At 45.4% G+C, this 7,910-nt stretch carries 5 protein-coding genes; all 5 read left to right on the forward strand.

All coding sequences use genetic code 11. The annotated features are described in order from the left end of the window. The first annotated feature begins 105 nt into the window (after nt 1-105). Complete coding sequence (rpoC, locus tag L3V43_RS19505; protein WP_039494556.1) at nt 106-4,287, forward strand: DNA-directed RNA polymerase subunit beta'; 4,182 nt, start codon at nt 106-108, stop codon at nt 4,285-4,287. 350 nt (nt 4,288-4,637) lie between these two features. Beyond that, nucleotides 4,638-5,012, forward strand: a complete 375-nt coding sequence (gene rpsL / locus L3V43_RS19510; RefSeq protein WP_010367657.1) for a 30S ribosomal protein S12 — start codon at nt 4,638-4,640, stop codon at nt 5,010-5,012. A 101-nt stretch (nt 5,013-5,113) separates the two neighbouring features. Further along, nucleotides 5,114-5,584 carry a 30S ribosomal protein S7 gene (gene rpsG, locus L3V43_RS19515; RefSeq protein WP_010376219.1) on the forward strand — a complete coding sequence of 157 codons (471 nt, stop codon included), beginning with the start codon at nt 5,114-5,116 and terminating at the stop codon, nt 5,582-5,584. A gap of 27 nt (nt 5,585-5,611) precedes the next feature. Continuing rightward, entirely contained in the window at nt 5,612-7,726 is a 2,115-nt protein-coding gene (gene fusA / locus L3V43_RS19520) for an elongation factor G (RefSeq protein ID WP_095729060.1), read from the forward strand. A 57-nt stretch (nt 7,727-7,783) separates the two neighbouring features. Continuing rightward, on the forward strand, nt 7,784-7,910 hold a 127-nt coding region (locus L3V43_RS19525; protein WP_033023824.1), incomplete at its 3' end, for a GTP-binding protein.

Raw genomic sequence — 7,910 nt, forward strand, 5'->3', positions numbered from 1 at the left:
ACCGCCGCAGTGCGCTGCGGCGTTGCATAACTGCAACCGGACTGAAAAGAATGTAGGGGTGAGCGTGGCTTGCCCTCAAGATTAACCTCCGACAGGAGAGCTAAGGTGAAAGACTTACTTAAGTTTCTGAAGCAACAAAATAAGACCGAAGAATTCGATGCAATTCGCATTGGTCTTGCTTCGCCAGACATGGTGCGTTCATGGTCTTACGGTGAAGTAAAGAAACCTGAGACAATCAACTACCGTACTTTCAAGCCTGAGCGTGATGGCTTATTCTGTGCCCGTATCTTCGGCCCAGTAAAAGATTACGAGTGTTTGTGTGGTAAATACAAGCGCTTGAAGCACCGTGGTGTTATCTGTGAAAAGTGTGGCGTTGAAGTAACGCTAACAAAAGTACGTCGTGACCGTATGGGTCACATCGAGCTGGCTAGCCCAGTTGCGCATATTTGGTTCTTGAAATCACTACCGTCACGTATCGGCCTAATGCTAGATATGACGCTTCGTGATATCGAGCGCGTACTTTATTTCGAATCATTCGTGGTAACTGAGCCAGGTATGACTACGCTTGAGCGCGGTCAACTACTAGGTGAAGAAGAGTACCTAGATGCACTTGAAGAGCACGGTGATGAGTTTGAAGCGAAGATGGGTGCAGAAGCTGTACTTGATCTACTTCGTGACCTAGACCTTGGTCAGTTAATCGCTGAAATGCGTGAAGAGTTGCCAACAATCAACTCTGAAACTAAGCGTAAGAAAATCACTAAGCGTCTTAAACTAATGGAAGCGTTCCACCAATCAGGTAACAACCCTGAGTGGATGGTAATGAGCGTGCTACCGGTTCTTCCACCAGATCTACGTCCTCTAGTACCACTAGACGGCGGTCGTTTTGCGACTTCAGATCTGAACGACCTTTACCGTCGTGTGATCAACCGTAACAACCGTTTGAAGCGTCTTCTAGACCTAGCTGCACCAGACATCATCGTACGTAACGAAAAGCGTATGCTTCAAGAAGCGGTTGATGCGCTACTTGATAATGGTCGTCGTGGCCGTGCAATTACGGGTTCTAACAAGCGTCCACTGAAGTCGCTTGCTGACATGATCAAAGGTAAGCAAGGTCGTTTCCGTCAAAACCTTCTAGGTAAGCGTGTTGACTACTCAGGCCGTTCTGTTATCACCGTTGGTCCTACGCTGAAACTACATCAGTGTGGTCTACCTAAGAAGATGGCACTTGAGCTATTCAAGCCATTTATCTACGGTAAACTAGAGCGCCGTGGTATGGCGACAACCATCAAAGCTGCGAAGAAGATGGTTGAGCGTGAAGTACCAGAAGTTTGGGACGTACTAGACGAAGTTATCCGTGAGCACCCGGTTTTACTTAACCGTGCGCCAACACTTCACCGTCTAGGTATCCAAGCATTCGAACCTGTACTTATCGAAGGTAAAGCGATTCACCTGCACCCGCTAGTGTGTGCGGCGTATAACGCTGACTTCGATGGTGACCAAATGGCTGTTCACGTACCACTGACGCTTGAAGCGCAGTTGGAAGCGCGTGCATTGATGATGTCTACCAACAACATCCTAGCACCAGCTAACGGTGAACCAATCATCGTTCCTTCACAGGACGTTGTACTAGGTCTTTACTACATGACTCGCGATCGTATCAACGGTAAAGGTGAAGGCACTGTATTTAAAGATGCTAAAGAAGCAGAAAAAGCATACCGTGTAGGTGCAGCTGAGCTTCACGCTCGTGTTAAAGTGCGTATCACAGAAGTGACTATCGACGAAGAAACACGTGAGCGCGGCACGTTAACTCACCTAGTAGATACGACAGTAGGTCGTGCAATCCTTTCATTGAATATCCCTGAAGGCTTGCCGTTTGAACTGATCAACAAACCACTAGGTAAGAAACAAATTTCTGGTCTTCTTAACGAGTGTTACCGTCGTCTAGGTCTTAAAGATACTGTTATCTTTGCTGACCAAGTGATGTATACCGGTTTCCACTACGCGATGAAATCAGGTGTTTCTATCGGTATCAATGACATGGTAATCCCACCAACTAAAGGTGAGATCATCGATCGTGCGGAAGCTGAAGTTGCAGAAATCAACCAACAGTTCCAATCAGGTCTTGTAACTGCCGGTGAGAAATACAACAAAGTTATCGATATCTGGTCACGTGTAAACGAAAACCTTTCTCGCGAGATGATGGCTAACCTTTCAAAAGAAACGGTCATCAACGCTGAAGGCAACGAAGAAGAGCAACCGTCATTTAACTCAGTGTTTATGATGGCAGACTCTGGCGCTCGTGGTAGTGCTGCTCAGATCCGTCAGCTAGCGGGTATGCGTGGTCTAATGGCACGTCCAGATGGTTCAATCATCGAAACGCCAATTACAGCGAACTTCCGTGAAGGTCTAAACGTACTACAGTACTTTATCTCGACGCACGGTGCGCGTAAGGGTCTAGCGGATACGGCACTTAAGACAGCGAACTCGGGTTACCTAACTCGTCGTCTAGTAGACGTAGCACAAGATTTGGTTATCAATGAATCAGACTGTGGTACCGAAGAAGGTCTAGTAATGAAGCCGCTAATTGAAGGTGGTGACGTTGTAGAGCCGCTTCGTGAGCGTGTACTAGGTCGTGTTGTTGCTGAAGACGTGGTTAAGCCTGGTACAACAGAAGTACTGGTTGAACGTAACGTAATGATTGACGAAAAACTGTGTGACCTTCTAGAAGAGCACTCAGTAGACGAAGTTAAAGTACGTTCTGTAATCACCTGTCAAAACGACTTTGGTGTGTGTGCACACTGTTATGGTCGTGACTTGGCACGTGGCCACATCATCAACCCTGGTGAAGCAGTTGGTGTAATCGCGGCACAGTCAATCGGTGAGCCGGGTACACAGCTTACGATGCGTACATTCCACATCGGTGGTGCGGCATCACGAGCTTCTGCAGAGAACAGTGTTCAAGTTAAGAACAATGGTAATCTGAAACTTCACAATGCGAAGTTTGTAATCAATGCTGATGGCAAAATCGTTATCACGTCTCGTTCAACTGAGATCACGATAATCGATGAGCACGGTCGTGAGAAAGAGCGTTATAAAGTTCCTTACGGTGCAGTATTAACTGTACAAGATGGTGCTGACGTTAAAGGTAACGATATCGTTGCTACTTGGGACCCGCATAGTCACCCAATCATCATTGAACATGAGTCAAAAGTATCGTTCAGCGATATTGATGATTCAAACACTGAAGCACAGACTGATGAATTAACTGGTCTAACACGTGTGGTTGTTAAGGATCTTGCGAAAGTAAACGCGAAAGAGCCTAAACTAATCATTGAGAACGAAGAACGTGGTCTTCAAGAGATCCGTCTACCTTCATTCACAACGATTGAAATCACAGATGGTGCAACAGTACTACCTGGTTCGGTACTGGCTCGTATTCCACAAGAAGGTTCGAAGACTCGTGACATCACGGGTGGTCTACCTCGAGTTGCTGACCTATTCGAAGCGCGTAAGCCAAAAGATCCTGCAATTCTTGCAGAAATCACAGGTACCGTTAGCTTCGGTAAAGAGACTAAAGGTAAGAAACGTCTTGTGATCACACCGGAAGAGGGTGATGCATACGAAGAGATGATCCCGAAATGGCGCCAGCTTAACGTGTTCGAAGGTGAGCAAGTGGCTAAAGGTGAAGTAATCGCCGATGGTCCAGAGTCTCCGCACGACATCCTACGTCTACGTGGTGTTACTGATGTATCTAACTACATCACTAACGAAGTACAAGAAGTATACCGCCTACAGGGTGTAAAGATTAACGATAAGCACATTGAGACTATCGTTCGTCAGATGCTTCGTAAGTGTATCATCCTTGATGGTGGTGACAGTGAGTTCCTAGTAGGCGAGCAAGCTGAAGTTGCACGTGTAAACATCGCTAACCGTGAACTAGAAATGCAAGGTAAGATCCCAGCTAAGTTTGAAATCCAACTAATGGGTATTACTAAAGCGTCACTTGCGACTGAATCGTTTATTTCTGCGGCATCGTTCCAGGAAACAACACGTGTTCTAACCGAAGCTGCGGTTAACGGTAAGAGCGATGAGCTACGTGGTTTGAAAGAAAACGTAATCGTGGGTCGTTTGATCCCTGCGGGTACAGGTTTCGCATACCATGAAGAGCGCATCAACCGTCGTAAGCAAGGTGAAGCAGCTGTTGAAGAGCAAACAGTAAGTGCTGAAGAGGCAACTCAAGCGCTAACAGACGCACTAAACGCTGATTTACTAGGTGGCAACGAGTAATCCTCGCCATTTAGCTAATTAATTGAAAAACCGCTGTGTGAATGCAGCGGTTTTTTTATGCCTTTTCAACTCGCTGGTCGAATTGCCATCAAAGCGTCACATCAATATGTATACTGCAACAAAGGTTTTTCAATGCAATCGTCAACTTTTGTTAACTTTCAATAGCTTCGCAGACAAAACCATCCGAATTGCATGCATTTACTTAGCGCTGATGACGACTTTTGGTTGACAGGTTAAACTTTGGTCATTAAAATTCGGCCACCCATTTTAGTCGTTCAAGAAAATTGGATTTGACCTAAATGGTAAGATTTTATTTTTCAGTAGTAATTTATTAATTCAGGAGCTATTTAATGGCAACTATTAACCAGCTAGTGCGTAAGCCACGTCGTAGCAAGGTTACAAAGAGCAACTCAGCTGCTCTTAAAGCTTGTCCACAAAAGCGTGGTGTATGTACTCGTGTATATACAACAACACCTAAGAAACCAAACTCTGCATTACGTAAAGTAGCGCGTGTACGTTTAACTAACGGTTTCGAAGTAACTTCATACATTGGTGGTGAAGGTCACAACCTACAAGAGCACAGTGTAATCCTAATCCGTGGTGGTCGTGTTAAAGACTTACCAGGTGTGCGTTTCCACACTGTTCGTGGTGCACTTGACTGTGCAGGCGTAAACGACCGTAGACAGGCTCGTTCTAAGTACGGTGCAAAACGTCCTAAGGGCTAATGGTTCTCCGTTAGTAAGGCCAAGCACTTAAGTTTTAAATTTTTATATATTGTTTTGGGAATCCGTGTTTAGCACGGACCTGAAGATACCGGAGAAAGAAAATGCCTAGAAGACGCGTAATAGGTCAACGTAAAATTCTTCCAGATCCGAAGTTCGGATCAGAGCTTCTTGCTAAATTCGTTAACGTAGTAATGCTTGACGGCAAGAAATCTACTGCTGAAAAAATCGTATATGGTGCGCTAGACGTGGCTGCTGAAAAATCAGGCAAGTCGCACCTAGAAATCTTTGAATCTGCACTTGATAACGTTCGCCCACAGGTAGAGGTTAAATCTCGCCGTGTTGGTGGTTCAACGTACCAAGTACCAGTTGAAGTACGTCCAGTGCGTCGTAACGCACTAGGTATGCGTTGGTTGGTTGAAGCTGCACGTAAGCGTGGCGAGAAATCAATGGGTCTTCGTCTTGCTCAAGAGATGATCGACGCTGCTGAAAACAAAGGCACTGCGGTTAAGAAACGTGAAGACGTTCACCGTATGGCTGAAGCGAACAAAGCATTCGCTCACTACCGTTGGTAATCTGCTAACACCCTTTAAGAGGATATTATGGCACGGACAACTCCGATTGAGCGTTACCGTAACATCGGTATATGCGCTCACGTAGATGCGGGTAAGACAACTACAACCGAACGTGTACTTTTCTATACTGGTCTTTCTCATAAGATTGGTGAAGTACACGACGGCGCCGCAACTATGGACTGGATGGAGCAGGAGCAAGAGCGTGGTATCACGATCACTTCTGCTGCAACAACGTGTTTCTGGAAAGGGATGGATGCTCAGTTTGATGAGCATCGTGTAAACATCATCGATACTCCAGGACACGTAGATTTTACTATCGAAGTAGAGCGATCATTGCGCGTACTTGATGGTGCTGTTGTTGTGTTATGTGCTTCATCAGGTGTGCAACCGCAAACTGAGACCGTTTGGCGTCAGGCAAACAAATACGAAGTACCACGTATGATTTTCGTCAATAAGATGGATCGTACGGGGGCTAATTTCTTGTCTGTTGTTGAACAAGTTAAAAAACGTCTCGGTGCTACACCTGTGCCTATTCAGCTACCAATTGGTGCTGAAGATGAATTTAAAGGTGTTATTGACCTTATCAAGATGAAAGCGATTAACTGGAATGAAGAAGACCAGGGAATGACTTTCAACTATGAAGAGGTCCCTGCAGATCTTCTTGAGCTTGCTGAAGAATGGCGTTCTCATCTAATTGAGAGCGCTGCAGAAGCTTCTGAAGAGCTAATGGAAAAATATCTTGAAGATGGTGAGTTGAGCGAAGAAGAGATTAAATCAGCCCTTCGCCAACGCACATTGGCCAATGAAATTGTGCCAATGACGACAGGTAGTGCATTCAAGAACAAAGGTGTTCAGGCTGTGCTTGACGCTGTGATTGAATTCATGCCTTCGCCTACTGAAGTAAAAGCTATCCAAGGTGTCTTAGAAGACGAAACCGAAGATACGCGTGAAGCTGACGATAATGCACCGTTTGCGGCGCTTGCATTTAAGATCGCAACCGATCCATTCGTTGGTACACTTACTTTCTTCCGAGTTTACTCTGGTAAAGTTAGCCAAGGTGATTCGGTACTAAATCCTGTTAAAGGTAAAAAAGAGCGTTTTGGACGTATTGTTCAAATGCACTCAAACTCGCGTGAAGAGATTAAAGAAGTTCATGCGGGTGACATCGCGGCTGCTATCGGCCTAAAAGATGTAACTACTGGTGATACACTTTGTGCTCAAGAAGCGCCTATTACGTTAGAGCGTATGGAGTTTCCTGAGCCTGTAATCTCGGTCGCAGTAGAACCTAAAACAGTAGCTGACCAAGAAAAAATGGGCGTTGCGCTTGGTAAACTTGCAGCAGAAGATCCTTCATTCCGTGTAGAAACGGACGAAGAATCGGGTCAGACGATTATCTCTGGTATGGGTGAACTTCACTTAGATATCATTGTCGATCGGATGAAGCGTGAGTTTAACGTTGTGTGTAACGTTGGTAAGCCTCAGGTTGCATACCGCGAAACTATCCGAGCTTCTGTTGAAGCTGAAGGTAAGTTTGTGCGCCAATCTGGTGGTCGTGGTCAATATGGTCACGTTTGGTTGAAGCTAGAACCAATGGATGTCTCTGATGATGATGCGCCAATATACGAATTCGTTAACGAAATCGTAGGTGGTACAGTACCAAAAGAGTATATCCCAGCGGTTGATAAAGGTATTCAAGAGCAGATGAAGCAAGGTGTTCTTGCCGGTTATCCGCTATTGGGTGTTAAAGCTACTCTGTTTGATGGCTCGTTCCACGATGTTGACTCAAACGAGATGGCGTTTAAGATCGCAGGTTCGATGGGCTTTAGAAAGGGCGCGCTTGAAGCAAGTCCGGTTCTACTTGAGCCTGTCATGAAAGTAGAAGTAATCACCCCTGAAGAAAACATGGGTGATGTAGTAGGCGACTTAAACCGTCGTCGTGGCATAATTGAAGGCATGGAAGAAGCATTTGGTGGCTCGAAGCAAATTAATGCTCAGGTACCGCTTTCTGAAATGTTTGGTTATGCAACAGACTTACGCTCCGCTACACAAGGGCGCGCATCATACTCTATGGAATTCCTAAAGTATGCTGAAGCGGCTAAAAACGTAGCTGATGCAATAATTGCAGCTCGCGCTGTTAAGTAATTTTAGTTCGGTCCGGTCTTAGGGCTGGACTTTAATTTCTTTATAGGAAATTTGAAAATGGCAAAAGAAAAGTTTGAACGCGTAAAACCGCACGTAAACGTAGGTACAATCGGCCACGTTGACCACGGTAAAACAACTCTAACTGCAGCAATCACTAACGTACTTGCAAAAGTATACGGTGGTG

The sequence above is a fragment of the Pseudoalteromonas sp. L23 genome (genome assembly GCF_021728455.1).
Classification (GTDB): Bacteria; Pseudomonadota; Gammaproteobacteria; order Enterobacterales; family Alteromonadaceae; genus Pseudoalteromonas.